Annotated in this window: 22 protein-coding genes; 20 read left to right on the top strand and 2 right to left on the bottom strand. The window is 66.8% G+C overall.

The annotated features are described in order from the left end of the window. Positions 1-415: 415 nt before the first annotated feature. The 18 genes from SY91_RS00285 to SY91_RS00200 all read left to right on the top strand — a co-directional run bounded on the left by SY91_RS00285 (position 416) and on the right by SY91_RS00200 (position 22,496). A complete protein-coding gene (locus SY91_RS00285; RefSeq protein ID WP_006477834.1) occupies positions 416-4,441 on the top strand; it encodes a DUF3683 domain-containing protein in 4,026 nt (1,341 codons plus the stop codon). An 84-nt stretch (positions 4,442-4,525) separates the two neighbouring features. Further along, a complete protein-coding gene (locus SY91_RS00280) occupies positions 4,526-4,969 on the top strand; it encodes an HIT family protein (protein ID WP_023477302.1) in 444 nt (147 codons plus the stop codon). Then, positions 4,966-5,379 carry a gamma-butyrobetaine hydroxylase-like domain-containing protein gene (locus SY91_RS00275; protein ID WP_006487879.1) on the top strand — a complete coding sequence of 138 codons (414 nt, stop codon included), beginning with the start codon at positions 4,966-4,968 and terminating at the stop codon, positions 5,377-5,379. Before SY91_RS00280 ends, SY91_RS00275 begins: the two co-directional genes overlap by 4 nt. A 52-nt stretch (positions 5,380-5,431) precedes the next feature. Beyond that, positions 5,432-6,163 (top strand): bifunctional demethylmenaquinone methyltransferase/2-methoxy-6-polyprenyl-1,4-benzoquinol methylase UbiE, encoded by a 732-nt coding sequence (ubiE, locus tag SY91_RS00270; protein ID WP_006477837.1) that lies wholly within the window; start codon positions 5,432-5,434, stop codon positions 6,161-6,163. Between the two features lie 41 nt (positions 6,164-6,204). Further along, positions 6,205-7,236, top strand: a complete 1,032-nt coding sequence (locus SY91_RS00265) for a Tim44 domain-containing protein (RefSeq protein ID WP_006477838.1) — start codon at positions 6,205-6,207, stop codon at positions 7,234-7,236. Between the two features lie 164 nt (positions 7,237-7,400). Next, on the top strand, positions 7,401-8,027 hold the full coding sequence (locus SY91_RS00260) for an SCP2 domain-containing protein (protein ID WP_006477839.1): 627 nt from the start codon (positions 7,401-7,403) through the stop codon (positions 8,025-8,027). A 12-nt stretch (positions 8,028-8,039) separates the two neighbouring features. Further along, positions 8,040-9,617, top strand: a complete 1,578-nt coding sequence (gene ubiB, locus SY91_RS00255; RefSeq protein WP_006487907.1) for a ubiquinone biosynthesis regulatory protein kinase UbiB — start codon at positions 8,040-8,042, stop codon at positions 9,615-9,617. A gap of 17 nt (positions 9,618-9,634) precedes the next feature. After that, positions 9,635-10,261 carry an SAM-dependent methyltransferase gene (locus SY91_RS00250; protein WP_023477303.1) on the top strand — a complete coding sequence of 209 codons (627 nt, stop codon included), beginning with the start codon at positions 9,635-9,637 and terminating at the stop codon, positions 10,259-10,261. Positions 10,262-10,356: 95 nt separating this feature from the next. Further along, on the top strand, positions 10,357-10,710 hold the full coding sequence (locus SY91_RS00245) for an FmdB family zinc ribbon protein (RefSeq protein WP_011546185.1): 354 nt from the start codon (positions 10,357-10,359) through the stop codon (positions 10,708-10,710). Positions 10,711-10,771: 61 nt separating this feature from the next. Beyond that, a complete protein-coding gene (locus tag SY91_RS00240; RefSeq protein ID WP_006477842.1) occupies positions 10,772-11,422 on the top strand; it encodes a DUF502 domain-containing protein in 651 nt (216 codons plus the stop codon). Positions 11,423-11,489: 67 nt separating this feature from the next. After that, positions 11,490-13,292, top strand: a complete 1,803-nt coding sequence (gene aspS, locus SY91_RS00235; protein WP_006477843.1) for an aspartate--tRNA ligase — start codon at positions 11,490-11,492, stop codon at positions 13,290-13,292. Positions 13,293-13,450: 158 nt separating this feature from the next. Beyond that, positions 13,451-13,945 (top strand): dihydroneopterin triphosphate diphosphatase, encoded by a 495-nt coding sequence (gene nudB / locus SY91_RS00230; RefSeq protein ID WP_011546183.1) that lies wholly within the window; start codon positions 13,451-13,453, stop codon positions 13,943-13,945. Then, positions 13,942-15,216 (top strand): cardiolipin synthase ClsB, encoded by a 1,275-nt coding sequence (clsB, locus tag SY91_RS00225; RefSeq protein WP_006477845.1) that lies wholly within the window; start codon positions 13,942-13,944, stop codon positions 15,214-15,216. Before nudB ends, clsB begins: the two co-directional genes overlap by 4 nt. A 199-nt stretch (positions 15,217-15,415) precedes the next feature. Beyond that, positions 15,416-16,015, top strand: coding sequence for a TetR/AcrR family transcriptional regulator (locus SY91_RS00220; RefSeq protein ID WP_006477846.1), 600 nt, complete (start codon positions 15,416-15,418; stop codon positions 16,013-16,015). Between the two features lie 58 nt (positions 16,016-16,073). Next, positions 16,074-17,861 (top strand): acyl-CoA dehydrogenase C-terminal domain-containing protein, encoded by a 1,788-nt coding sequence (locus SY91_RS00215; RefSeq protein WP_006477847.1) that lies wholly within the window; start codon positions 16,074-16,076, stop codon positions 17,859-17,861. Positions 17,862-17,979: 118 nt separating this feature from the next. Next, positions 17,980-20,415, top strand: coding sequence for a 3-hydroxyacyl-CoA dehydrogenase/enoyl-CoA hydratase family protein (locus SY91_RS00210; protein ID WP_023477434.1), 2,436 nt, complete (start codon positions 17,980-17,982; stop codon positions 20,413-20,415). 22 nt (positions 20,416-20,437) lie between these two features. Beyond that, positions 20,438-21,637 carry an acetyl-CoA C-acyltransferase gene (locus SY91_RS00205; RefSeq protein WP_006477849.1) on the top strand — a complete coding sequence of 400 codons (1,200 nt, stop codon included), beginning with the start codon at positions 20,438-20,440 and terminating at the stop codon, positions 21,635-21,637. A gap of 91 nt (positions 21,638-21,728) precedes the next feature. Then, positions 21,729-22,496 (top strand): enoyl-CoA hydratase, encoded by a 768-nt coding sequence (locus tag SY91_RS00200; protein WP_006477850.1) that lies wholly within the window; start codon positions 21,729-21,731, stop codon positions 22,494-22,496. A 51-nt stretch (positions 22,497-22,547) separates the two neighbouring features. Here the strand turns inward: SY91_RS00200 and fdhD are convergent, their stop codons facing one another. Beyond that, the gene (gene fdhD, locus SY91_RS00195) at positions 22,548-23,402 is read right to left on the bottom strand and encodes a formate dehydrogenase accessory sulfurtransferase FdhD (protein WP_006477851.1); all 855 of its coding nucleotides are present in this window, start codon (positions 23,400-23,402) and stop codon (positions 22,548-22,550) included. A gap of 114 nt (positions 23,403-23,516) precedes the next feature. Here fdhD and SY91_RS00190 point away from each other — a divergent pair, with 114 nt between their 5' ends. Continuing rightward, a complete protein-coding gene (locus tag SY91_RS00190; RefSeq protein ID WP_006477852.1) occupies positions 23,517-23,999 on the top strand; it encodes a nitrate reductase associated protein in 483 nt (160 codons plus the stop codon). A gap of 36 nt (positions 24,000-24,035) precedes the next feature. Here the strand turns inward: SY91_RS00190 and SY91_RS00185 are convergent, their stop codons facing one another. Beyond that, positions 24,036-24,431, bottom strand: a complete 396-nt coding sequence (locus SY91_RS00185; RefSeq protein ID WP_006485741.1) for an acyl-CoA thioesterase — start codon at positions 24,429-24,431, stop codon at positions 24,036-24,038. A 175-nt stretch (positions 24,432-24,606) separates the two neighbouring features. Between SY91_RS00185 and SY91_RS00180 the strand changes: the two genes are divergently transcribed. After that, positions 24,607-26,478 carry an ABCB family ABC transporter ATP-binding protein/permease gene (locus SY91_RS00180; protein ID WP_023477432.1) on the top strand — a complete coding sequence of 624 codons (1,872 nt, stop codon included), beginning with the start codon at positions 24,607-24,609 and terminating at the stop codon, positions 26,476-26,478. Positions 26,479-26,627: the final 149 nt, after the last annotated feature.

The following is a 26,627-nucleotide window of genomic DNA, read 5'->3' as shown; positions in this document are numbered from 1 at the left end:
TACCGACCGGACGGACGGCGAATGATCACATGAAATCGCGCCGAGCCCCGCCCGGCGCGGCTCGCGGCGATAGCCCCACGACCTGTCCGGCGTGTCACGGGCGGCCCGATCATGGGTTAGAATTCCGTTTTGAATCAAGGATTCGGAAGATGCAGAGGCACCCTCGGATCGCACCGTTGAAGCCGACGCCGCGCGCAGCCAGCCCCGCGGCCGAACGGCATGCGCGCCGCGCGCGATCGTGCTGATGATTCCGAGTGCCGCCAGGCCCTGTCGCCGGCCAGGAGGGGCGAGTCGCCCGCTCCGGCCCCATGAAGGACAGCCGCGCGCCTGGTAACAGAACAGATTTCCCCAAGATTGCGCCTACGCGCTTGCCGACGCCCGTGCACGGTGTATCGGCCCTCCGAGTCGTCCGAACATGAACGCACCACAAGTTTTCGATCCGCATGGCGCGGCCGCCGCCGTCGCCGCCGACCCCGCGCCCCGCTTGCGCGAGATTCCCTACAACTACACGTCCTTCTCGGATCGCGAGATCGTGATCCGCCTGCTCGGCGAAGAGGCGTGGTCGGTGCTCGACGAACTGCGTGCCGAGCGCCGCACGGGCCGCTCGGCACGGATGCTGTACGAAGTGCTCGGTGACATCTGGGTCGTGCGTCGCAACCCGTATCTGCAGGACGACCTGCTCGACAACCCGAAGCGCCGCGCGCTGCTGATCGAGGCGCTGAACCACCGCCTGACCGAGATCGGCAAGCGCCGCAGCGCGGATCTCACCGAGCACCGCGACGACGCGGGCCGCGAGCGCGCGTCGCGCGTCGAGATGCTCGAAACCGCCGCGCAGCGCGCGGTCAACGAGTTCGCGGACGAATTCGACAAGATGGCCGACCTGCGCCGCCGCGCGACCAAGGCGCTCGGCCGCTGCACGCAGAAGGACAACATCCGCTTCGACGGACTGTCGCGCGTGTCGCACGTGACCGACGCGACCGACTGGCGCGTCGAATACCCGTTCGTCGTGCTGACGCCCGACACCGAAGCCGAGATCGCCGGCCTGATCAAGGCGTGCTTCGAGCTCGGCCTGACCGTGATCCCGCGCGGCGGCGGCACCGGCTACACGGGCGGCGCGGTGCCGCTCACGCCGTTCTCCGCGGTGATCAACACCGAAAAGCTCGAACAGCTCGGCGCGGTCGAACTGACCGAGTTGCCGGGCGTCGCGCACAAGGTGCCGACGATCTTCTCCGGCGCGGGCGTCGTCACGCGCCGCGTGACCGAGGCGGCGGAAGCGGCCGGCTACGTGTTCGCGGTCGATCCGACCTCGCTCGACGCCTCGTGCATCGGCGGCAACGTCGCGATGAACGCGGGCGGCAAGAAGGCCGTGCTGTGGGGCACCGCGCTCGACAACCTCGCCTGGTGGCGGATGGTCGACCCGGACGGCAACTGGCTCGAAGTCACGCGCCACGAGCACAACCAGGGCAAGATCCACGACATCGCGGTCGCGCGCTTCGAGTTGAAGTGGTTCGACGGCGCGTATGCGCCCGGCGAGAAGCTGCTGCGCACTGAAATGCTCGAGATCGAAGGCCGCCGGTTCCGCAAGGAAGGGCTCGGCAAGGACGTCACCGACAAGTTCCTCGCCGGCCTGCCGGGCGTGCAGAAGGAAGGCTGCGACGGGCTTATCACGTCCGCGCGCTGGGTGCTGCACAAGATGCCCGCGCACACGCGCACCGTCTGCCTCGAATTCTTCGGCCAGGCGCGCGAGGCGATCCCGAGCATCGTCGAGATCAAGGATTACCTGTTCGAGACGTCGAAGCAGGGCGGCGCGATCCTCGCCGGCCTCGAGCACCTCGACGAGCGCTACCTGCGCGCGGTCGGCTACGCGACCAAGAGCAAGCGCAATGCGTTTCCGAAGATGGTGCTGATCGGCGACATCGTCGGCGACGACGCCGACGCGGTCGCACAGGCGACGTCCGAAGTGATCCGGATGGCGAACGGCAAGAGCGGCGAAGGCTTCGTCGCGGTCAGCGCGGAGGCGCGCAAGCGCTTCTGGCTCGACCGCAGCCGCACGGCCGCGATCGCGAAGCACACGAACGCGTTCAAGATCAACGAGGACGTCGTCATCCCGCTGAACCGGATGGGCGAGTACACCGACGGCATCGAGCGGATCAACATCGAGCTGTCGCTGAAGAACAAGCTGCAACTGGTGGACGCGCTCGAAGCGTTCTTCCGCGGCGGCAACCTGCCGCTCGGCAAGACCGACGACGCGAACGAGATCCCGAGCGCGGAACTGCTGGAAGACCGTGTGCAGCAGGCGCTGGAACTGCTCAAGCGCGTGCGCGCGCGCTGGGAATTCGTGCGCGACCGGCTCGACCAGCCGCTGCGCGAGGCGCAGCACTACCTGGTGCAGCTCGGCTACGAGGCGCTCGCCGAGAAGTTCGCGGATCGCGCGGACGAGCAGCCGGGCGCGACCGTGTTCCACATCACGCAGGACCGCACGGTCCGCATCTCGTGGAAGCAGGAGATCCGCGCGGAACTGCGCGCGATCTTCAACGGCGGCGCGTTCAAGCAGATCCTCGACGAGGCGCAGGCGATCCACAAGCGCGTGCTGCGCGGCCGCGTGTTCGTCGCGCTGCACATGCACGCGGGCGACGGCAACGTCCACACCAACATCCCGGTCAACTCCGACAACTACGAGATGCTGCAGGACGCGCACGCGTCGGTCGCCCGCATCATGACGCTCGCGCGCTCGCTCGACGGCGTGATTTCCGGCGAACACGGGATCGGCATCACGAAGCTCGAATTCCTGACCGACGACGAGATCGCCGAATTCCGCGCGTACAAGCAGCGCGTCGACCCGAACGGCCGCTTCAACAAGGGCAAGCTGCTCGACGGCGCCGACCTGCGCAACGCGTACACGCCCAGCTTCGGGCTGATGGGCTATGAATCGCTGATCATGCAGCAGTCCGACATCGGCGCGATCGCCGATTCGGTGAAGGACTGCCTGCGCTGCGGCAAGTGCAAGCCGGTGTGCGCGACCCACGTGCCGCGCGCGAACCTGCTGTACAGCCCGCGCAACAAGATTCTCGCGACGTCGCTCTTGGTCGAGGCGTTCCTGTACGAAGAGCAGACGCGCCGCGGCGTGTCGATCAAGCACTGGGACGAGTTCAACGACGTGGCCGACCACTGCACGGTGTGCCACAAGTGCGCGACGCCGTGCCCGGTAAAGATCGACTTCGGCGACGTCACGATGAACATGCGCAACCTGTTGCGCAAGATGGGCAAGAAGAAATTCAACGCCGGCAATGCGGCGGGCATGTTCTTCCTGAACGCGACCAATCCGCAGACGATCAACCTCGCGCGCGGCGTGATGATGGGCGTCGGCTACAAGGTGCAGCGCTTCGCGAACGACATGCTGAAGAAGGTCGTGACGAAGCAGACGCAGCACCCGCCCGCGACGACCGGCAAGCCGCCGGCGGTCGAGCAGGTGATCCACTTCGTCAACAAGAAGATGCCGGGCAACCTGCCGAAGAAGACGGCGCGCGCGCTGCTGGACATCGAGGACAACAAGATCGTGCCGATCATCCGCAACCCGAAGTCGACGACCGTCGATTCGGAAGCGGTGTTCTACTTCCCGGGCTGCGGCTCCGAGCGGCTGTTCTCGCAGGTCGGGCTGGCCACGCAGGCGATGCTGTGGGAGGCCGGCGTGCAGACGGTGCTGCCGCCGGGCTACCTGTGCTGCGGCTATCCGCAGCGCGGCTCGGGCCAGTACGACAAGGCCGAGAAGATCGTCACGGACAACCGCGTGCTGTTCCACCGTGTCGCGAATACGCTGAACTACCTCGACATCAAGACGGTGGTCGTGTCGTGCGGCACCTGCTACGACCAGCTCGCGGGCTACGAATTCGACAAGATCTTCCCGGGCTGCCGGATCATCGACATCCACGAGTTCCTGCTCGAGAAGGGGATGAAGCTCGATGGCGTGACGGGCACGCGCTACATGTATCACGACCCGTGCCACACGCCGATCAAGACGATCGACCCGGTGAAGCTGGTCAACGAACTGATGGGTTCGGAGAAGGACGGCTACAAGATCGAGAAGAACGATCGCTGCTGCGGCGAATCGGGCACGCTCGCGGTCACGCGGCCGGACATCTCCACGCAGGTCCGCTTCCGCAAGGAAGAGGAGATCCGCAAGGGCGCCGCGAAGCTGCGCGCGATTCCCGTGGTGGCGGGCGACGCGCCGGCGCCGGCCGCCGCGGCCGCGAACGGCCCGGACGTGAAGATCCTGACGAGCTGCCCGTCGTGCCTGCAGGGCCTGTCGCGCTACAGCGAGGACGCGAACCTCGAAGCCGACTACATCGTGGTCGAAATCGCGCGCCAGGTGCTCGGCGAGAACTGGATGGCCGATTATGTCGCACGGGCGAACCATGGCGGGATCGAGCGCGTGCTGGTCTAATGCGGGCATGACGACCGCCCGACCGGGCCGGGAATGAGCGGGCGCCGGCATGCCATGCCGGCGCCCGTCCACATGGGAGCGACGATGGAATGCGTGTTTTGCCGTGAAGACGGCGGCGAGGTGCTCTGGCAGGACGATGCGCTGCGCGTCGTGCTCGCCACGGGCGAGCACGACTACCCGGGCTTCTGCCGGGTGATCTGGGGCGCGCACGTGGCCGAGTTTTCCGATCTCGGCGAGTCCGAGCGGGCATATCTGATGCGCGTGGTCTACGCGGTCGAGCGGGCCGTGCGCCGCGTGATGCAGCCGAACAAGGTGAATCTCGCGAGCCTCGGCAACATGGTGCCGCACGTGCACTGGCACGTGATTCCGCGTTTTTCCAACGATGCCCATTTTCCGCAGCCCGTGTGGGCGCCGCGCCAGCGCAGCGTGTCCGAGGCGCTGCTGCGCTCGCGCGCGGCGCAGGCCTCGCTGCTGCACAATGCGGTGCGCGAGGAAATTCAACGCATGACCGATTCGAGGCAAGCATGAGCGGTTTGACTTCCACGACGCCGATTCCGTCCGGCGTCGTCGTGCACGCGGTGTCGCGCGTGCTCGAATTGCAGTATCCGAACGGCGAGAGTTACCGGATTCCGTTCGAGCTGATGCGCGTCTATTCGCCGTCGGCCGAGGTGCGCGGCCATGGGCCCGGCCAGGAGACGTTGCAGACCGGCAAGCGCGAAGTGACGATCACCGCGCTCGAGGGCGTCGGCAACTATGCGCTGCAGCCGACGTTCTCCGACGGCCATTCGACCGGCATCTACTCGTGGGACCTGCTGTACGAGCTGGCGACGCAGCAGGACGCGCTGTGGCGCGACTATTTCGACAAACTGAAGGCGGCGGGCGTCGAGCGCGACGCGCCGATGCAGGCGGCCGGCGCGCCGCACGGCCACTGCCACTGAAATCGACGGCGCCCGCTCGGCGCCGTCTTGCCATTTACTGAGGATCAACGCGATGAGCAAAACCCACTTCGGCTTCGAGAGCGTCGAGGAAAACGAAAAAGCGAAGAAAGTGGCGGGCGTGTTTCATTCGGTCGCGAGCAACTACGATCTGATGAACGACCTGATGTCGGCGGGCATGCACCGCGCGTGGAAGGCGTTCACGATCGCACAGGCGAACGTGCGCCCCGGCTTCAAGGTGCTCGACATCGCGGCCGGCACCGGCGACCTGACCAAGTCGTTCGCGAAGGCGGCCGGGCCGACGGGCGAGGTCTGGCATACCGACATCAACGAATCGATGCTGCGCGTCGGCCGCGACCGGCTGCTCGACAAGGGCGTCGTGACGCCGTCGCTCTTGTGCGACGCCGAGAAAATTCCGTTTCCGGACAACTACTTCGACGTGGTCACGGTCGCGTTCGGGCTGCGCAACATGACGCACAAGGATGCCGCGCTCGCCGAGATGCGCCGCGTGACGAAGCCCGGCGGCCGCGTGATGGTGCTGGAATTCTCGAAAGTCTGGGATCCGCTGAAAAAGGCGTACGATCTGTATTCTTTCAAAGTATTACCGTGGCTTGGCGACAAGTTCGCGAAAGATGCTGAAAGTTATCGGTATCTTGCTGAATCTATCCGGATGCACCCCGATCAGGACACGCTGAAGACGATGATGGAACAAGCGGGCCTCGACGCCGTCAAATATTACAATTTGTCAGGTGGCGTGGTAGCTTTACACCTAGGGACCAAGTACTAAGGGGTTCTTTCCCTACATTCGTCTTACATTCGGAGAAGCTGATGTCTGAATCGCGTTCGTTGTTCAACCGTAGCAAACCGTCGAAGCCGTGGGCTCGACGGGTCGGCACGCTGCTGATGGTCGGCCTGCTCACGGCCGGCACGTTCGCATCGCTCGACGCCGAAGCCCGGCGCATGGGCGGCGGGCGCAGCATCGGCCGCCAGAACTCCACCGTCACGCAGCGCCAGGCCACGCCGCCCGCGCAGCAGCCGATGCAGCAAGCCGCGCCGTCGCAGGCGCAGCGTGCGAACCCGGCTGCGCCCACGCCGGCCGCGCAGCCCAACCGCTCGCGCTGGCTCGGGCCGATCGCCGGCCTCGCGGCCGGTCTCGGCATCGCGGCGCTGCTGTCGCACTTCGGTCTCGGCGGCGCATTCGCGAGCATGATGGCGAACGTCATCGTGATCGCGTTGCTCGCGATGGTCGGCATCTGGCTGATCCGCAAGTTCATGAACCGCCGTCGCCCGCAGGAGCCGGCGTATTCGGTCGGCGGCGCGGCTTCGTCGTCGGGCGGCTACTCGCAAAGCCCGTCGTTCCAGCAGGGCAACACCGGCAGCAACTACGCGGGCAGCGGCAGCAGCTATGCGAACGAAGCGCAGGGCGTGTTCGGCGGCGGTGCAGCGGCCGCCGGCGCGGCTGCGGCGGCAGCGGCGCCGCTGCAGGTGCCGGCCGGCTTCGACACCGAAGCGTTCCTGCGCAGCGCGAAAGTCTATTTCGTGCGCCTGCAGGCGGCGTGGGACCAGGGCAACCTGGCCGACATCCGCGAGTTCACGACGCCCGAAATGTTCGCCGAGATCAAGATCGACCTCGATTCGCGCGGCAACGACGCGAACCAGACCGACGTCGTGCAGCTCGACGCGGAACTGGTCGCGATCGAGGATCGCGGCATCGAGCAGTCGGCGAGCGTGCGCTTCCACGGCCTGATCCGCGAATCGGCGAATACGTCGGCCGCGCCGTTCGACGAGGTGTGGAACCTGTCGAAGTCGGGCAGTCAGGGCTGGCTGCTCGCGGGTATCCAGCAGATCAACACGCACTGAGCGTGGCCGGCGGCCCGCGCCGCCGGGCACCCGGGCGACGGCCGCCGCACTGCGACCGCTTGCCGCCCGGGTGTACGGTCAGGCACGGTCTGCCGCCGATCCGACGTTACAATAGAAACCCGCGTGGGCGCCCGGCCTGCGCGGGTTTTTTCTTTCCCAGCCCGATGACCTTTGCCGCCAAGCCTTTTGCTGCTGCCGTCAACCACTTGCTCGCGCGCGAATCGTGGGCGCGCGACCGCCTGATTCCCTATGCGGGCAAGACTGCCCGGATCGACGTGCCTCCCGTCACGCTCACGCTGCTGGTGCAGCCCGACGGCTATCTGTCGGCCGTCGACGCGCACGATGCGCAACAGGTCGACGTGTCGATCGCGCTTGCCGGCGACACGGTCGCCGCGTTCCTGCAGGGTGGCCAGGCGGCCGTGATGAAGCATGTGAAGATCGAAGGCGACGCGGAATTCGCGACGCAGATCGCGAAGCTGGCCGAGCACCTGCGCTGGGAGCCGGAAGAAGATCTCGCGAAGCTGCTCGGCGACGCGGCGGCGTACCGGATCGCGACGGTCGTGCGCGACGCCGGCGCGCGCGCGCGCCGCACCGGCCGCAATGTGCTCGATTCCGTCGCCGAATACTGGCTCGACGAGAACCCGCAGGTCGTCCGGCGCGCGTCGCTCGGCGGCTTCGACGCCGAACTGGCGCGCGCACGCGATGCGCTCGCGCGGGTCGAAAAGCGGGTCGAGCGACTCGAACAAAAAATCGGCGCGCGCACGGGTTCCGGCCCGCGCGGCGCGCACTGAGGGCCGCAGGGCATGCGCATTTTCCGTTTCATCAAGATTGTCTACACCGTCATCCGCTTTGGTCTCGACGAAGTGATGCTGTCCCGGATCGACGACCGGCGCGTGAAGCTGCTGTTGCGGATCACGACGATCGGCCGCCGCTTCTCCGATCCGCCCGCCGTGCGGTTGCGTCACGCGCTCGAAAGCCTCGGCCCGATCTTCGTGAAGTTCGGCCAGGTGCTGTCGACGCGCCGCGACCTGCTGTCGGTCGATTTCGCGAACGAACTCGCGAAGCTGCAGGACCAGGTGCCTCCGTTCGATTCGGCCGTCGCGATCGCGATCATCGAGAAGTCGCTCGGCGCGCCGGTCGATGAGCTGTTCGACGAATTCGAGCGCGAGCCGATCGCCAGCGCGTCGATCGCGCAGGTGCACTTCGCGAAGCTGAAGCAGGGCGTGCACGCGGGCAAGGCCGTCGCCGTCAAGGTGCTGCGGCCGAACATGCTGCCGGTGATCGATTCCGACCTCGCGCTGATGCGCGACATCGCGACGTGGACCGAGCGCATGTGGGCCGACGGCCGGCGCCTGAAGCCGCGCGAGGTCGTCGCCGAATTCGACAAGTACCTGCACGACGAGCTCGACCTGATGCGCGAGGCCGCGAACGGCAGCCAGCTGCGCCGCAACTTCGCGGGCCTCGACCTGCTGCTCGTACCCGAGATGTTCTGGGATTTCTCGACGTCGCAGGTGCTCGTGATGGAGCGCATGACGGGCGTGCCTATCAGCCAGGTCGAGACGCTGCGTTCGGCCGGCGTCGACATCAAGAAGCTCGCGCGCGAAGGCGTCGAGATCTTCTTCACGCAGGTGTTCCGCGACGGCTTTTTCCATGCGGACATGCACCCGGGCAACATCCAGGTGAGCCTCGACCCGAACACGTTCGGCCGTTATATCGCGCTCGATTTCGGGATCGTCGGCGCACTGTCCGATTTCGACAAGAATTACCTCGCGCAGAACTTCCTCGCGTTCTTCAAGCGCGACTATCACCGTGTCGCGACGCTCCACCTCGAATCGGGCTGGGTGCCGCCCGAGACGCGCGTCGAGGAGCTCGAAAGCGCGATCCGCGCGGTGTGCGAGCCGTATTTCGATCGCGCGCTGAAGGACATCTCGCTCGGCCAGGTGCTGATGCGCCTGTTCTCGACGTCGCGCCGTTTCAACGTCGAGATCCAGCCGCAGCTCGTGCTGCTGCAGAAGACGATGCTGAACGTCGAAGGGCTCGGCCGCTCGCTCGATCCCGAACTCGACCTGTGGAAGACCGCGAAGCCGTATCTCGAGCGCTGGATGACCGAGCAGATCGGCCTGCGCGGCTGGTACGAGCGGTTCAAGGTCGAGGCGCCGCAGTGGAGCAAGACGCTGCCGCAACTGCCGCGCCTGATCCACCATGCACTGGCCGCGCGCCACGACGCGCCGCGTGCCGCGAGCGAGGAGCTGATGCGTCAGGTCCTCGTCGAGCAGAAGCGGACGAACCGGCTGCTGCAGGCGTTGCTGATCTTCGGCCTGGCCGTCGGCGTCGGGGCGCTCGTCGCGCGCGTGCTGCTCGCGCTCGCGTACGGCGCTTGATCGAAAGGAGCGCGGCGATGTCCGATCCGAAGCAACCGGCCGCACCGTCGGCCGCCGATTTCGCGACGCGCGACCCCGGTAGCGCATCGTTCTGGGACGAGCGTTTCGCACGCGGCGTGACGCCGTGGGAATTCGGCGGCGTGCCGGACGGGTTTCGCGCATTCGCACAGCGGCACGAGCCGTGCGCGGTGCTGATTCCCGGCTGCGGCAGTGCGCAGGAGGCCGGCTGGCTCGCGCAGGCCGGCTGGCCGGTGCGTGCGATCGATTTCGCCGCGCAGGCGGTCGCTGCGGCGAAGGCGCAGCTTGGCGCGCATGCGGACGTCGTCGAGCAGGCCGATTTTTTCGCGTATCGGCCGCCGTTCGACGTGCAGTGGGTGTACGAGCGCGCGTTCCTGTGCGCGTTGCCGCTGAGCCTGCGCGCCGGTTATGCGGCGCGGATGGCCGAGCTGCTGCCCACGGGCGGATTGCTGGCCGGCTATTTCTTCGTGGTGGCCAAACCGAAGGGGCCGCCGTTCGGGATCGAGCGAGCGGAACTCGATGCGCTGCTCGCGCCGCACTTCGCGCTGCTCGAGGATTTGCCCGTGACCGATTCGCTGGCCGTGTTCGACGGGCACGAGCGCTGGCTCACGTGGCGCCGTCGCTGATGCGCGGGCGTCGCGGCCATTGCCGGAGCGCGCCGGGGTTTCGGCTATAATTCAAGGTTTTGCAAGCCGTTTCCAGTTTCTGCGGGAAAAATATCATGCCGATCTACGCCTATCGATGCGAAGCGTGCGGTTTCGCGAAGGACGTGCTCCAGAAGATGAGCGACGCGCCGCTGACGCAATGTCCTGAATGCGGGAAGGATGCTTTTCGCAAACAGGTGACCGCCGCCGGTTTCCAGCTGAAGGGCTCGGGGTGGTATGTCACCGATTTCCGCGGCGGCTCGGGCGGCGCCAGCGCACCGGCGACGGCGTCGGGCGACGCGGCGCCGGCAGCACCCGCGGCGGAAGCCGCACCCGCCGCTGCCGCGCCGGCTGCGGCGAGCAGTTCGGGCAGCACCACGACGACGAGCGCCGCGCCGGCTCCGGCCGCGACGCCCGCCGCCGGCAGTTGACCGTCGCGGCCCGGCCGGGTCGCGACCCACTCGCGCCGCAGGCGCGGTTCATTGACGGCAGATGATGAAAAAGACGACCCTGAAAACGGTGTTCCTGACCGGCTTGCTGGTTCTCGTCCCGCTCGCGATCACGCTGTGGGTGCTCGGCCTCATCATCGGCACGATGGACCAGACGCTGCTCCTGCTGCCCGAATCGTGGCAGCCCGAGCGGATGCTCGGCTTCCATCTGCCGGGGATCGGCGCGGTGCTGACGCTCGCGTTCATCTTCGTCGTCGGGCTGGCCACGCAGAACTTCATCGGCCAGAAGCTCGTCACGTGGTGGAACGCGGTGGTGCGCCACATCCCGGTCGTCGGGCCGATCTACACGAGCGTCAAGCAGGTATCGGACACGCTGCTGTCGAGCAGCGGCAACGCGTTCCGCAAGGCGCTGCTGATCGAATACCCGCGCCGCGGCTCGTATACGATCGCGTTTCTGACCGGCACGCCCGGCGGCGACGTGGTCAACCATCTGACGGAAGAGTACGTGAGCGTGTACGTGCCCACGACGCCGAACCCGACGTCGGGCTTCTTCCTGATGTTGCCGAAGAGCGAAGTCATCGAACTCGACATGTCGGTCGATGCCGCGCTCAAGTACATCGTCTCGATGGGCGTCGTGGCGCCTTCGGCGCCTGCTCCGGCGCCCGCCCGCCGTCCCGTCGAGCCGCCGCTGTAAGTAAAGAATCATCGCCCGGGCCGCGCGTTGCGGCGCCCGTTGATCAAACCGAACGAAAGCAAACATCATGTCGATGCGTACTGAATACTGCGGTCTCGTGACCGAACACCTGCTGGGCCAAACCGTGTCGCTGTGCGGCTGGGTGCAGCGCCGCCGCGATCACGGCGGTGTGATCTTCATCGACCTGCGCGATCGTGAAGGCCTCGTGCAAGTGGTGTGCGACCCGGATCGCGCCGAGATGTTCGCGACCGCCGAAGGCGTGCGCAACGAGTTCTGCGTGCAGATCAAGGGCCTCGTGCGCAACCGTCCGGAAGGCACGGTCAACGCCGGCCTGAAGAGCGGCAAGATCGAAGTGCTGTGCCACGAACTGAACGTGCTGAACGCGTCGGTCACGCCGCCGTTCCAGCTCGACGACGACAACCTGTCGGAAACGACGCGTCTCACGCACCGCGTGCTCGACCTGCGTCGCCCGCAGATGCAGCACAACCTGCGCCTGCGCTACCGCGTCGCGATCGAGGCGCGCAAGTACCTCGACGAGCAGGGCTTCATCGACATCGAGACGCCGATGCTGACGAAGAGCACGCCGGAAGGCGCGCGCGACTACCTCGTGCCGTCGCGCGTGAACGCGGGCCAGTTCTTCGCGCTGCCGCAGTCGCCGCAGCTGTTCAAGCAGCTGCTGATGGTCGCGAACTTCGACCGTTACTACCAGATCACCAAGTGCTTCCGCGACGAGGATCTCCGCGCGGACCGTCAGCCGGAATTCACGCAGATCGACTGCGAGACGTCGTTTCTCGGCGAGCAGGAAATCCGCGACCTGTTCGAGGACATGATCCGTCACATCTTCAAGACGACGATCGACGTCGAGCTCGACGCGAAATTCCCGGTGATGCCGTACTCGGAAGCGATGGCGCGTTTCGGTTCGGACAAGCCGGACCTGCGCGTGCAGCTCGAATTCACCGAGCTGACCGACGCGATGAAGGACGTCGACTTCAAGGTGTTCAGCACGCCGGCCAACGCGAAGGACGGCCGCGTCGCGGCGCTGCGCGTGCCGAAGGGCGGCGAGCTGTCGCGCGGCGACATCGACGGCTACACGGAATTCGTGCGGATCTACGGCGCGAAGGGCCTCGCGTGGATCAAGGTCAACGAGAAGGCGAAGGGCCGCGACGGCCTGCAAAGCCCGATCGTCAAGAACCTGCACGACGCGTCGATCGCGGCGATCCTCGAGCGCACCGGCGCCGAAGACGGCGACATCATCTTCTTCGCGGCCGACCGCGCGAAGGTCGTCAACGACAGCCTCGGCGCGCTGCGCCTGAAGATCGGCCATTCGGAATTCGGCAAGGCGAACGGTCTGGTCCAGGCCGGCTGGAAGCCGCTGTGGGTCGTTGACTTTCCGATGTTCGAATACGACGACGAAGATGCACGCTACGTCGCCGCGCACCACCCGTTCACGAGCCCGAAGGACGAGCACCTCGAGTATCTCGAGACCGACCCGGGTCGTTGCCTCGCGAAGGCCTACGACATGGTGCTGAACGGCTGGGAAATCGGCGGCGGCTCGGTGCGTATCCACCGCGAGGAAGTGCAGAGCAAGGTGTTCCGCGCGCTGAAGATCGGCGCGGAAGAAGCGCAACTGAAGTTCGGCTTCCTGCTGGACGCGCTGCAGTACGGCGCGCCGCCGCACGGCGGTATCGCATTCGGTCTCGACCGCATCGTCACGATGATGGCCGGCGCCGATTCGATCCGCGACGTGATCGCGTTCCCGAAGACGCAGCGTGCGCAGGATCTGCTCACGCAGGCGCCGAGCCCGGTCGACGAGCGTCAATTGCGCGAGCTGCACATCCGTCTGCGTCAGCCGGAGCAGCCGAAGGCGTAACGCGCTTTCGCCCCCGGTCGTGTGTGCGGTCACGCACGCACGGCACCCTGAAAAAGGCGCAGTGATGCGCCTTTTTCGTTTTTTGCGGTACAGTCGCAGCACTTGCCGCACGTTCGGGCGCAGGCCCGGCGCACGGCCCTGTGCCGCATGAAACAAAGATGACGAAGCCGCCGAAAATCCCCGAATCCGTTCTCGTCGTGATCTACACGCCCGACCTCGATGTGCTCGTGATCAAGCGTGCCGACCAGCCCGATTTCTGGCAATCGGTCACCGGCTCGAAGGACACGCTCGACGAGCCGCTCGCGCTCACCGCCGCGCGTGAAGTGGCCGAGGAAACCGGCATCGCGGTCGGCACGCCGGACGTGCCGGCCAGCGCGCTCGTCGACTGGCATCACCGGATCGAGTACACGATCTATCCGCAATACCTGCATCGCTATGCGCCGGGCGTCACGCGCAACGTCGAGCACTGGTTCGGCCTGTGCGTGCCGCATCGCGTCGACGTGACGCTGTCGCCGCGCGAGCATGTCGACCATGCGTGGCTGCCGTTCCGCGAGGCGGCCGCGCGCTGCTTCTCGCCGTCGAACGCCGAGGCGATCCTGCAATTGCCCGCACGCGTGGCCCTCGCGCGTGCGCCGCACGGCTCGTCCGCATGAATGCGGAGACCCGCAAGCGCTTCGCGCAATTGCGGCAGATGTTCCTGCAGGAGCGCGGCTCCGCGTCGCGGCTCGCGTTTACGGCCGGCAACACGGTGCGGCTGTGCGAAACCGGCGGCGAATTCTTCCACGCGCTGATCGAGCGGATCGACGCCGCCCGCGAGCAGGTGATGCTCGAAACCTACATCTTCTGCGACGACGAGGCCGGCCGTCCGGTGTCCGACGCGCTGATCCGCGCGGCGCAGCGCGGCGTGCGCGTGCGTGTGATCACCGACGGCATCGGCACCGCGCGCCTGCCGCTGTTCGACACATGGGCCGAAGCCGGCGTCGAGCACTGCATCTACAACCGTTTCCTGTTCGGCCGTTTCGGCTTCTCGCGCACGCACCGCAAGCTCGCGGTGATCGACCAGACGGCCGCGTTCTGCGGCGGCATCAACATCGTCGACGACTACACGCAGGGCAGCGCGACGCTGCCGTTTCCGCGCTGGGATTTCGCGGTCGAGATGGCCGGGCCCGCGGTGTCCGACGTGCGCGCCGCGTTCGAGCTGCAGTGGCACCGGATCCAGTTCGGCCACAAGCCGTATGCGCAGTACGCGGCCGGACTGCACGGCGGCGAAGCGTTCCCCGACATGTTCCGGCGCTGGATGCGCAGCCACCGGTGGGTCAAGGCCGGCGCGCTGCGGGTCGTGACGGAGCCGAGCGTCGCGTTCGTCGCGCGCGACAACGTCGTGAACCGCCGCGCGATCGAAAAGGCGTATCTCGCGGCGATCGGCCAGGCGCGCCAGCGCATCCTGCTCGCGAATCCGTACTTCATGCCGGGCCGCAAGCTGCGCCGCGCGCTGACGGGCGCGGCACGGCGCGGCGTCGACGTGCAGGTGCTGATCGGCCGCAAGGAGTTCACGGCGCTCGATACGGCCGTGCCGTTCCTGTATCACTCGCTGTTGCGCGCGGGCGTGCGCGTGGCCGAATACGACAAGACGATCCTGCACGGCAAGGTCGCCGTGATCGACGACAACTGGGCGACGGTCGGCTCGTCGAATCTGGACGCGCTGAGCCTGATGCTGAACAATGAAGCGAACGTCGTGCTGGTGCGCTACGATGCAGTGACGAACCAGTTGCGCGACGCGATCGCCACCGCGTTTGCCGAAGGGCGGGAGATCGACGCCGCGCACTATGCCGCCCGCCCGCGCATCGAACGGCTGCTGAACTGGCTCGCGTACACCACGTACCGCGTCGTGATGAAGGCGCTGACGGTCGGCGGTTACGACTGACGCCGACTAAGTATCCGCTTCAAAAATCTGTCCGCACGTTCGTGCGGAAAAGCCGCTCCGGTCCCGCCGGAATCGCGCAAAATAGCGGCTCGGTTAGACACCGGTTTCTAATAATTTCCTTGTTTCGCGAGCGGCCGCACTCAATAATAGTACGGCCGTTCGATTTTATTCGAACCCCCGAACGGTTACAGAAATAGCTATGCGAAAAGGCGAACAGACGCGTGCCGCGATACTTGAAGCTGCTTTGGACCTCGCCAGCCGTGACGGGCTGGAGGGGCTGACGATCGGCCTGCTGGCCGAGCGCATGCAGATGAGCAAGAGCGGCGTGTTCGCGCACTTCGGATCGCGCGAAGACCTGCAGGTCGAGGTCGTCCGCGAGTACCACCATCGTTTCGAGAACGAGGTGTTCTTTCCGAGCCTGCGCGAGTCGCGCGGTCTGCCGCGTCTTCGGGCGATGCTGGCGCGCTGGATCGAGAAGCGCATCCAGGAGGTGACGACCGGGTGCATCTACATCAGCGGCGCAGTGGAGTACGACGACCGGCCGGACAGCCCCGTGCGCGAGCAGTTGATCGCGAGCGTGACCGCCTGGCGTGCCGCGTTGCTGCGCGCCATTTCGCAGGCGATGGAAGAAGGGCATCTGCGTGCGGATACGGATCCGGAACTGATGCTCTTCGAGTTGTACAGCTTCACGCTCGGCCTGCATCACGACGCACGCTTCCTGCATTCGCCGGACGCCGTGCGCCTCACGTGGGCCGCGCTGGAAAAGACGATTGTTTCGTATCAGAGCGAGAGCCGTTAGCGGCGCGTGACCCGCCCGCCAGGAGCTCGAGCCGATTTGCCCACCTTTGGAGAGAGTCATGGGACAGTACGCCGCGCCGCTGCGCGACATGCAATTCGTGTTGCACGAGCTTCTGAACGTCGAAGCCGAAGTCAAGCAAATGCCCAAGCATGCGGACCTCGACGCCGACACGATCAACCAGGTCCTCGAGGAAGCGGGCAAGTTCTGCTCCGAGGTACTGTTCCCGCTGAACCAGGTCGGTGACCGCGAAGGCTGCACGTATGAAGGCGACGGCGTCGTGAAGACCCCGACCGGCTTCAAGGAAGCCTACCAGCAGTACGTCGAGGCCGGCTGGCCGGCGCTCGGCTGCGATCCGGACTACGGCGGCCAGGGCCTGCCCGCGTTCGTGAACAACGCACTCTACGAAATGCTGAACTCGGCGAACCAGGCGTGGACGATGTATCCGGGCCTGTCGCACGGCGCGTACGAATGCCTGCACGCGCACGGCGCGCCGGAACTGCAGCAGCAATACCTGCCGAAGCTGGTGTCGGGCGAATGGACGGGCACGATGTGCCTGACCGAGCCGCACTGCGGCACCGACCTCGGCATCCTGCGCACCAAGGCCGAACCGAACGGCGACGGCTCGTACTCGATCAGCGGCACGAAGATCTTCATCTCGAGCGGCGAGCACGACATGTCGAAGAACATCATCCACCTCGTGCTCGCGCGCCTGCCGGACGCGCCGCAAGGCACGAAGGGAATCTCGCTGTTCATCGTGCCGAAGTTCATTCCGGACGCCGCGGGCGAGCCGGGCGAGCGCAACGGCATCAAGTGCGGCTCGATCGAGCACAAGATGGGCATCCACGGCAACTCGACGTGCGTGATGAACCTGGACGGCGCGAAGGGCTGGATGGTCGGCGAGCCGAACAAGGGCTTGAACGCGATGTTCGTGATGATGAATGCCGCGCGCCTCGGCGTCGGCATGCAGGGCCTCGGCCTCACGGAAGTCGCGTACCAGAACTCGCTGACGTACGCGAAGGAACGCCTGCAGATGCGCTCGCTGACGGGCCCGAAGGCACCGGACAAGCCGGCCGACCCGATCATCGTGCATCCGGACGTGCGCCGCATGCTGCTCACGCAGAAGGCCTACGCGGAAGGCGCGCGCGCGTTCACGTACTGGTCCGCGCTGCAGATCGACAAGGAGCTGTCGCACGCCGACGAAGCGGTGCGCAAGGAAGCGGCCGACCTCGTCGCGCTGCTCACGCCGATCATCAAGGCGTTCCTGACCGACAACGCGTTCGAGTCGACCAACCACGCGATGCAGATCTACGGCGGCCACGGCTTCATCTCCGAGTGGGGCATGGAGCAGTACGTGCGCGACGCGCGGATCAACATGATCTACGAAGGCACCAACTCGATCCAGTCGCTCGACCTGCTGGGCCGCAAGGTGCTCGGCGACATGGGCGCGAAGCTGAAGAAGTTCGGCAAGCTCGTGACCGAATTCGCGGAAACCGAAGGCGTGAAGCCGGAAATGGCCGAGTTCATCAACCCGCTCGCCGACATCGGTGAAAAGGTGCAGAAGCTGACGATGGAAATCGGCATGAAGGCGATGCAGAACCCGGACGAAGTCGGCGCGGCCGCCGTGCCGTACCTGCGTACCGTCGGCCACCTGGTGTTCTCGTACTTCTGGGCGCGCATGGCGCGCCTCGCCCTCGACAAGGAAGCGTCGGGCGATCCGTTCTACAAGTCGAAGCTCGCCACCGCCCGCTTCTACTTCGCGCGTCTGCTGCCCGAAACGGCATCGACGATCCGCGCCGCGCGCGCCGGTTCGAAGACGCTGATGGAAGTCGACGAATCGCTGTTCTGACGCGAGTCCGGGCGGTGCGCGCCGCGTGCCGCGCCGCCCGAACGCAACGGTTCCTGGTACTCACTTCGCCGTGCAGCCCTCACATTCCGCGCTGCACGACACTATCCGGAGACATCCCGTGAGCAATTTCCTGATTCGCAAGGTCGCCGTGCTGGGCGCCGGCGTGATGGGCGCGCAGATCGCCGCGCACCTCGTCAACGCGCGCGTGCCGGTGCTGCTGTTCGACCTGCCGGCCAAGGAAGGCCCGAAAAACGCGATCGCGCTGAAGGCGATCGAAAACCTGAAGAAGCTGTCGCCCGCGCCGTTCGGCGTGAAGGACGATGCGAAGTACCTCGAGGCGGCGAACTACGAAGACGACATCGCGAAGCTCGCCGAATGCGACGTCGTGATCGAAGCGATCGCCGAGCGGATGGACTGGAAACACGACCTGTACAAGAAGGTCGCGCCGCACATCGCGCCGAACGCGATCTTCGCGACCAACACGTCGGGCCTGTCGATCACGAAGCTGTCCGAAGGTTTCTCGGACGAGTTGAAGGCGCGCTTCTGCGGCGTGCACTTCTTCAACCCGCCGCGCTACATGCACCTCGTCGAGCTGATCCCGACCGCGCATACGCGTCCGGAAATCCTCGACCAGCTCGAAACCTTCCTGACGAGCGTCGTCGGCAAGGGCGTCGTGCGCGCGAAGGACACGCCGAACTTCATCGCGAACCGCGTCGGCATCTTCTCGATCCTCGCGGTGATCACCGAGGCCGCGAAGTTCGGCCTGCGCTTCGACGAAGTCGACGATCTGACCGGCAGCCGCCTCGGCCGCGCGAAGTCGGCGACGTTCCGCACCGCGGACGTGGTCGGCCTCGACACGATGGCGCACGTGATCAAGACGATGCAGGACAACCTCGCCGACGATCCGTTCTTTCCGGTCTACCAGACGCCCGCCGTGCTCGCCGAACTGGTGAAGCAGGGCGCGCTCGGCCAGAAGACGGGCGGCGGGTTCTACAAGAAGGAAGGCAAGGCGATCAAGGTGCTCGACGCGAAGACGGGCAGCTACGTCGATTCCGGCGCGAAGGCGGACGAAACGGTCGGCCGCATCCTGAAGCGCCCGCCGGCGGAACGCCTGAAGCTGCTGCGCGAGACGGATCATCCGCATGCGCAGTTCCTGTGGTCGATCTTCCGCGACGTGTTCCACTACATCGGCGTGCATCTCGAGTCGATCGCCGACAACGCGCGCGACGTCGACCTCGCGATCCGCTGGGGCTTCGGTTGGAACGAAGGCCCGTTCGAAGGCTGGCAGGCCGCCGGCTGGAAGCAGGTCGCCGAGTGGGTGCAGGAAGACATCGCGGCCGGCAAGGCGCTCGCGAACGTGCCGCTGCCGTCGTGGGTGCTCGAGGGCCCGGTCGCCGAGAAGGGCGGCGTGCACACGGCCGAAGGCTCGTGGGCGCCGGCATCGAAGCGCTTCGTGCCGCGTTCGGACCTGCCCGTGTACCGCAAGCAGGTGTTCCGCGCGCCGCTGCTGGGCGAAGCGGGCGCCGATCCGAAGACGTACGGCAAGACGCTGTTCGAGACCGACGCGGTGCGCGCGTGGGTCGACGACCGTGCCGGTGAAGACGACGTCGTGATCGTGTCGTTCAAGTCGAAGATGAACACGATCGGACCGAGCGTGATCGACGGCCTCGTGCAGGCGATCGAACTCGCGGAGAAGGACTACAAGGGCGTCGTGATCTGGCAGCCGACGTCGCTGAAGCTCGGCACGCCGGGCGGCCCGTTCTCGGCCGGCGCGAACCTCGAAGAGGCGATGCCCGCGTTCATGATGGGCGGCGCGAAGGGCATCGAGCCGTTCGTGAAGAAGTTCCAGGAAGGCATGCTGCGCGTGAAGTACGCGAACGTGCCGGTCGTGGCAGCCGTGTCGGGCATCGCGCTCGGCGGCGGGTGCGAGCTGATGCTGCACAGCGCGAAGCGCGTCGTGCACGTCGAGAGCTACATCGGCCTCGTCGAAGTGGGCGTCGGCCTCGTGCCGGCCGGCGGCGGCCTGAAGGAAGCGGCGCTGCGCGCGGCAGACGCCGCGACGGCCGCGAACGCGACCACCGACATCCTGAAGTTCGTCACGAAGTCGTTCGAGAACGCGGCGATGGCGAAGGTGTCGGCGTCCGCGCACGACGCACGGGCGATGGGCTACGTGAAGCCGTCCGACACGATCGTCTTCAACGTGTTCGAACTGCTCGACACCGCGAAGAAGGAAGCGCGTGCGCTGGCCGATACCGGCTATCGCGCACCGCTGCGCGCGAAGGACGTGCCGGTCGCGGGCCGCTCGGCGATCGCGACGATCAAGGCATCGCTCGTCAACATGCGTGACGGCCGCTTCATCAGCGACCACGACTACCTGATCGCGAGCCGCATCGCCGAAGCCGTGTGCGGCGGCGACGTCGAAGCCGGCAGCCTCGTCGACGAAGAATGGCTGCTCGCGCTGGAGCGCCGCGCGTTCGTCGAGCTGCTCGGCACGCAGAAGACGCAGGAACGGATCATGGGCATGTTGCAGACCGGCAAGCCGGTGCGTAACTGAGCGAGCAGACAAGGAGTCTGAAATGAGCAAACAACTGCAAGACGCATACATCGTCGCCGCCAGCCGCACGCCGATCGGCAAGGCCCCGCGCGGTGTCTTCAAGAACACGCGCCCCGACGAGCTGCTGGTTCACGCGATCAAGTCGGCCGTCGCGCAGGTGCCCGGTCTCGACACGAAGGTGATCGAGGACGCGATCATCGGCTGCGCGATTCCGGAAGCCGAGCAGGGCCTGAACGTCGCGCGCATGGGCGCGCTGCTCGCCGGCCTGCCGCAGACGGTCGGCGGCGTGACGGTCAACCGCTTCTGCGCGTCGGGCATCACCGCGCTGGCGATGGCGGCCGACCGCATCCGCGTCGGCGAATCGGACGCGATCTTCGCGGGCGGCTGCGAATCGATGAGCATGGTGCCGATGATGGGCAACAAGCCGTCGATGTCGCCGCACATCTTCGATCGCAGCGAAGACTTCGGCATCGCGTACGGGATGGGCCTGACGGCCGAGCGCGTCGCCGAACAGTGGAAGGTGAGCCGCGACGACCAGGACGCGTTCTCGGTCGAGTCGCACCGCAAGGCGCTCGCCGCGCAGCAGGCCGGCGAGTTCGGCGACGAAATCGCCGCGTACACGATCACCGAGCGGTTCCCGAACCTCGCGACCGGCGAAGTCGACGTGAAGACGCGCGAGATCAAGCTCGACGAAGGTCCGCGCGCCGATACGTCGCTCGAAGGCCTCGCGAAGCTGCGCACGGTGTTCGCGAACAAGGGTTCGGTCACGGCCGGCAACAGCTCGCAGACGTCGGACGGCGCGGGTGCGCTGCTCGTCGTGTCGGAGAAGGTGCTCAAGGAATTCAACCTGACGCCGCTCGCGCGCTTCGTGAGCTTCGCGGTGCGCGGCGTGCCGCCGGAAATCATGGGGATCGGTCCGAAGGAAGCGATTCCGGCCGCGCTGAAGGCCGCGGGCCTGAAGCAGGACGATCTCGACTGGATCGAGCTGAACGAGGCATTCGCCGCGCAGTCGCTGGCGGTGATGCGCGACCTCGGTCTCGATCCGTCGAAGGTCAACCCGATGGGCGGCGCGATCGCACTGGGCCACCCGCTCGGCGCGACCGGCGCGATCCGCGCGGCGACCGTCGTGCACGGCCTGCGCCGCCGCAACCTGAAGTACGGGATGGTCACGATGTGCGTTGGCACCGGCATGGGTGCGGCGGGCATCATCGAACGCCTGTAAGCGGGACACGACGAGAAGCGACGACGGTGCGCGGGCCACGAGCTCGCGCACCGTTTTTTCATTCCGGTAGAGACAGTCAAAGGAGACGGTTGTGGCCGACATTCAAGTGGAACGCGCCGACGGCGTGATGACGATCACGATCGCGCGCCCGGCGAAGAAGAATGCGCTGACGGCGGCGATGTACCAGACGATGGCCGATGCGCTCGCCGACGCGCAGGAAGACAAGGCGACGCGCGTGATCCTGCTGCGCGGCAGCGACGGCAATTTCAGCGCGGGCAACGATCTCGAGGATTTCCTGAAGGCACCGCCGCAGGACGACACCGCGTCGGTGTTCCAGTTCCTGGCGCGGATCAGCAGCGCGAGCAAGCCGGTCGTGGCCGCGGTGCCGGGCATCGCGGTCGGCGTCGGCGTGACGATGCTGCTGCACTGCGATCTGGTCTACGCGGCCGACACCGCGACGTTCTCGCTGCCGTTCGTGCAGCTCGGGCTGTGCCCGGAAGCTGCGTCGAGCGCACTGCTGCCGCGCCTGGCAGGCCATCAGGTCGCCGCCGAGAAGCTGCTGCTGGGCGAGGCGTTCGACGCGCTGGAAGCGCACCGGATCGGCATCGTCAACCGCGTGCTGCCGGCGGCCGAACTCGACGCGTTCGCGGCGAAGCAGGCGGCGAAGCTGGCCGCGTTGCCGGCGGCATCGCTGCGGGTGACGAAGGCGCTGCTCAAGGATACGGGCGGCGTGGCGACGCCCGCGCGGATGGCCGAGGAAGCCGCGCACTTCTCCGAGATGCTGCGCGCGCCGGAGGCGCGCGAGGCGATGACCGCGTTCTTCGAGAAGCGCAAGCCGGATTTCCGTCAGTTCGACTGACGGACCGGCGCGCGCCAGCGGGAGACCGTCGGCGCGCTCGCACGGTCTGGATCAGGCCGTGCCGTAATCGACGTGGCCGGTTTCGCGGCAGAAGCTGACGAGCCGCAAGCCGGCCGCCTTCGCGATCTCGATCGCGAGCGACGACGGCGCGGAGATGGTCGCGACCAGCGGGATGCCGACCCGCGCGGCCTTGCGTACGAGCTCGTAGCTCGCGCGGCTCGACAGGAACACGAAGCCGTCGGTGGTATCGGCGCGCGACAGCACGAGCGAGCCGATCAGCTTGTCGAGCGCGTTGTGGCGGCCGACATCCTCGAATGCCGCGCGAATCGCGCCTGTTGCGTCGCACCACGCGGCCGCGTGCAGGCCGCCGGTCAGTTTCGTGAGCGCCTGATGCGCCGGCAGCGCATGCGCGGCGCGCGCCAGCGCGTCGGGCGCGAGGCGCGCGAGAAAACCGGTATCGGGCACGCGTTCGGGCGCGAGGTCGAGCAGGTCGATGCTCTCGATGCCGCAGACGCCGCAGCCCGTGCGCCCCGCGAGCGCGCGGCGCCGGTCCTTCAGCGCGGCGAACGCCTGCTGGACCACTTCCAGATGGACTTCCGCATGCGGCAGCGGCGCGTCGGCGTGCAGGATCACCTCGATGTCCTTGATGTCGCTGCCGCGCGCGACGATGCCTTCCGAGATCGCGAAGCCGACCGCGAACGCTTCGAGGTCGCATGGCGTACACATCATCACCGCGTGCGAGATGCCGTTGAAGACGAGTGCGACCGGCCATTCCTGGCCGACGAAGTCGTGCGCGGTTTCGACCGCGCCGCCGCGCGTGCGGCTCACGGGCAGCTCGATCGCGCCGCGCGGTTCGTCGCGCAACGTGTCGCGCAGTTCGTCTGATTGGGTCGGATTCACGAGCACTCCCGTTGATTCGAAGCGCGGCCGGCGACGATCGTGCCGCCGCCCGCGCGCAGAGGTTCTAAAATACCCCAGGCAAGCCGGCCGCGCCGGCATCCGCCACGTCAGGTAACGACCATGGGACTCAGCGACGCTCCGTTGCTCTTCAACTTCGAACACGATTCGTCGGAAAACTTCACGTACATCCCGATGATCGTGCGTTTCAATCTCGACCGCTTCGGGCTGCGGATTTCGCTCGAACAGTGGCAACTGCTGCCGCTCGAGGACCGCAAGCTGCTCGCGCGCTTTCCGGCCGACGACGACACCGCGATCGAGCCCAATTTCGATCACGCGCTGTTCGAAATGCTGCGCACGCACGCCGATCTGGAGCCGTCATGGTTCCACCCCGACGAGCAACCGGCCTGGCGCGCCGTCGACACGGTGCCGGCGTCGCTCGTGCAGCAAAGCGCGCTGGCCGGGCTGCCGGCGCCGGCGCTCGCGCAGTGGCAGCGGCTTGCGCCATTCCAGCGCTACGTGCTGGTCAAGCTGTCGCGCAAGCCGACGCTGAATCACGATTTCGTGCCCGCGATGCGGGAGTTCGGGCTGGCCGCCACGCACTGACGGCCGCATGCCGCGCTGCGGCGCGGCGCGTGCGCGTCAGAGCGGCGGCAGTTGGCGCGGCTTGCGGTCCGGGCCGGTCGCGACGTAGGTGAGCGTCGCTTCGGTGACTTTCACGACTTCGCCCATCAGGCGCATGCGCTGTGCGTACACCTCGACGTCGACGGTGATCGACGTGTTGCCGGTGCGCATGATGGTGGCGTAGAAGCTCAGCAGATCGCCGACGAATACCGGCTGCTTGAACACGAACGAGTTGACCGCGACCGTCGCGACGCGGCCGTTCGCGCGCTGGCTCGCGGGGATCGAGCCGGCGATGTCGACCTGCGACATGATCCAGCCGCCGAACACGTCGCCGTGGACGTTCGCGTCGTGCGGTTGCGGGACGACGCGCAGCGCGGGTTGCTTCTGCGGGAGTTCGAGGGTCGAATCGGTCATGGCGGGGGCTTTCATCCTGTAATAAATGAGCCGCCGCGCGCAGGCTTGGCCGGCGAGGGCGCCGGCAGCGGCGCGAAGCGGCTTCTGCGACAATACAACGTTCACAAATTGTACGAGAAAGCGCGCGAGCCGGCCGTCGAGACACGGTTGGAGCCCCGCCGCGGAACCCTTCCCCATGCGCCGATTTCCTGCTTCCGGCGAGCCCGCGCCGGCTTCGACCGGGCCTCGCAACGACTGGCAGACCATCCGGTCGCTGCTGCCGTACCTGACCACCTACAAATGGCGCGTCGCGCTCGCGCTCGGCTGCCTGATCGGTGCGAAGGTCGCGAACCTCGGCGTGCCGGTCGTGATGAAGCGCATCGTCGACCATCTGTCCTACGTTCAGCAGCTCACCGCGCTCGGCCGTGCCGAACAGTCGGCCGGCATCGTGCTCGCGGGCGGCGTCGGGCTGCTGGTGGTCGCGTATGCGCTCGTGCGGCTGTCGACGTCGCTCTTTACCGAGCTGCGCGAGATCCTGTTCTCGAAGGTCACCGAGAGCGCGGTGCGCCAGCTCGCGCTGCAGGTGTTCCGGCATCTGCACGGGCTGTCGCTGCGGTTTCATCTCGAACGCCAGACGGGCGGCATGTCGCGCGACATCGAGCGCGGCACGCGCGGCATCCAGCAACTGATTTCGTATTCGCTGTACAGCATCCTGCCGACGCTCGTCGAGGTCGGGCTCGTGCTCGGCTTCTTCGTGGTCAAGTACGAGGCCTACTACGCGTACGTGACGTTCGCCGCGCTGGTCACGTACATCGTGTTCACCGTGAAGGTCACCAACTGGCGCACGCACTTCCGCCGCACGATGAACGAGCTCGATTCGCGCGCGAACTCGCGGGCCATCGATTCGCTGATCAACTACGAGACGGTGAAGTACTTCGGCAACGAGGAGTGGGAGGCGCAGCGCTACGACGAGAACCTGAAGCGCTACCGGAAGGCCGCGATCCGCTCGCAGAACTCGCTGTCGGTGCTGAACTTCGGCCAGCAGGCGATCATCGGCACGGGCCTCGTGTTCATCCTGTGGCGGGCGACGCAGGGCGTGCTCGCGGGCAAGCTGACGCTCGGCGATCTCGTGCTGATCAACACGTTCATGCTGCAGCTGTACATTCCGCTGAACTTCCTCGGCGTCGTCTATCGCGAGCTGAAGCAGAGCCTGACCGACATGGACCGGATGTTCGGGCTGCTGTCCGCGCCGAAGGAAGTGGCCGACCGGCCCGATGCGCGGCCGCTCGCGGTGGCCGGCGCGCAGGTGCGCTTCGAGCACGTGAACTTCGCGTACGAGCCGTCGCGGCAGATCCTGCACGACGTGACGTTTACGATCGAGGCCGGCACGACGACCGCGGTGGTCGGCCACAGCGGTTCGGGGAAATCGACGCTGTCGCGGCTGCTGTTCCGCTTCTACGATCTCGACCGCGAGACGGGCGGTGCGATCCGGATCGACGGTCAGGACATCCGCGACGTCACGCAGGAGTCGCTGCGCGCATCGATCGGGATCGTGCCGCAGGACACCGTGCTGTTCAACGACTCGATCTACTACAACATCGCGTACGGCCGGCCGACGGCGACCCGCGACGAGGTGGTCGCGGCCGCGCGCGCCGCACACATCCACGATTTCATCGAAACTTTGCCGAAGGGCTATGACACGCCGGTGGGCGAGCGCGGGCTGAAGCTGTCGGGCGGCGAGAAGCAGCGCGTCGCGATCGCGCGCACGCTGCTGAAGGACCCGCCGGTGCTGCTGTTCGACGAAGCGACGTCGGCGCTCGATTCGCGCTCGGAGCGTGCGATCCAGCACGAACTCGACCAGATCGCGCGGCATCGCACGACGCTCCTGATCGCGCACCGGCTGTCGACGGTCGTGCACGCGCAGCAGATCCTCGTGATGGACCACGGGCGGATCGTCGAGCGCGGCACGCACGACGAACTCGTGCGCGCCGACGGGCTGTATGCGCAGATGTGGGCGCTGCAACGGCAGCGCGCGGCGGCGGGTGGGGAAGAGGCCGAGGCTGCTTGAGCGTGGGTGCCGCGCGACACGGCGGGTGGCTGGAGCGGATGGTGGGTCGGCTGTCCGGCGGCGTGCAGCGTGACGCCGTCACGGCCGGGTGAGCCGGCGGGGCGTTCCCGGCATTCGATCCCGGATCGGTTCGCGGCCGGTTGACCAGG

The organism is Burkholderia cenocepacia, from assembly GCF_014211915.1.
Taxonomy (GTDB): domain Bacteria; phylum Pseudomonadota; class Gammaproteobacteria; order Burkholderiales; family Burkholderiaceae; genus Burkholderia; species Burkholderia orbicola.
The sequence above is the reverse complement of the archived record's forward strand: the minus strand, read 5'-3'. Positions and strand labels throughout refer to the sequence as shown.

What these genes read in the sequence shown, in the direction of transcription:
- SY91_RS00220 (WP_006477846.1), top strand. Translation starts at nt 15,416, where the DNA reads ATGCGAAAAGGCGAACAGACGCGTGCCGCGATACTTGAAGCTGCTTTG.
- SY91_RS00260 (WP_006477839.1), top strand. Translation starts at nt 7,401, where the DNA reads ATGACCTTTGCCGCCAAGCCTTTTGCTGCTGCCGTCAACCACTTGCTC.
- SY91_RS00190 (WP_006477852.1), top strand. Translation starts at nt 23,517, where the DNA reads ATGGGACTCAGCGACGCTCCGTTGCTCTTCAACTTCGAACACGATTCG.
- ubiB (WP_006487907.1), top strand. Translation starts at nt 8,040, where the DNA reads ATGCGCATTTTCCGTTTCATCAAGATTGTCTACACCGTCATCCGCTTT.
- SY91_RS00280 (WP_023477302.1), top strand. Translation starts at nt 4,526, where the DNA reads ATGGAATGCGTGTTTTGCCGTGAAGACGGCGGCGAGGTGCTCTGGCAG.
- SY91_RS00275 (WP_006487879.1), top strand. Translation starts at nt 4,966, where the DNA reads ATGAGCGGTTTGACTTCCACGACGCCGATTCCGTCCGGCGTCGTCGTG.
- aspS (WP_006477843.1), top strand. Translation starts at nt 11,490, where the DNA reads ATGTCGATGCGTACTGAATACTGCGGTCTCGTGACCGAACACCTGCTG.
- ubiE (WP_006477837.1), top strand. Translation starts at nt 5,432, where the DNA reads ATGAGCAAAACCCACTTCGGCTTCGAGAGCGTCGAGGAAAACGAAAAA.
- clsB (WP_006477845.1), top strand. Translation starts at nt 13,942, where the DNA reads ATGAATGCGGAGACCCGCAAGCGCTTCGCGCAATTGCGGCAGATGTTC.
- SY91_RS00180 (WP_023477432.1), top strand. Translation starts at nt 24,607, where the DNA reads ATGCGCCGATTTCCTGCTTCCGGCGAGCCCGCGCCGGCTTCGACCGGG.
- SY91_RS00205 (WP_006477849.1), top strand. Translation starts at nt 20,438, where the DNA reads ATGAGCAAACAACTGCAAGACGCATACATCGTCGCCGCCAGCCGCACG.
- SY91_RS00185 (WP_006485741.1), bottom strand. Translation starts at nt 24,431, where the DNA reads ATGACCGATTCGACCCTCGAACTCCCGCAGAAGCAACCCGCGCTGCGC.
- SY91_RS00265 (WP_006477838.1), top strand. Translation starts at nt 6,205, where the DNA reads ATGTCTGAATCGCGTTCGTTGTTCAACCGTAGCAAACCGTCGAAGCCG.
- SY91_RS00240 (WP_006477842.1), top strand. Translation starts at nt 10,772, where the DNA reads ATGATGAAAAAGACGACCCTGAAAACGGTGTTCCTGACCGGCTTGCTG.
- SY91_RS00215 (WP_006477847.1), top strand. Translation starts at nt 16,074, where the DNA reads ATGGGACAGTACGCCGCGCCGCTGCGCGACATGCAATTCGTGTTGCAC.
- SY91_RS00285 (WP_006477834.1), top strand. Translation starts at nt 416, where the DNA reads ATGAACGCACCACAAGTTTTCGATCCGCATGGCGCGGCCGCCGCCGTC.
- SY91_RS00250 (WP_023477303.1), top strand. Translation starts at nt 9,635, where the DNA reads ATGTCCGATCCGAAGCAACCGGCCGCACCGTCGGCCGCCGATTTCGCG.
- SY91_RS00245 (WP_011546185.1), top strand. Translation starts at nt 10,357, where the DNA reads ATGCCGATCTACGCCTATCGATGCGAAGCGTGCGGTTTCGCGAAGGAC.
- nudB (WP_011546183.1), top strand. Translation starts at nt 13,451, where the DNA reads ATGACGAAGCCGCCGAAAATCCCCGAATCCGTTCTCGTCGTGATCTAC.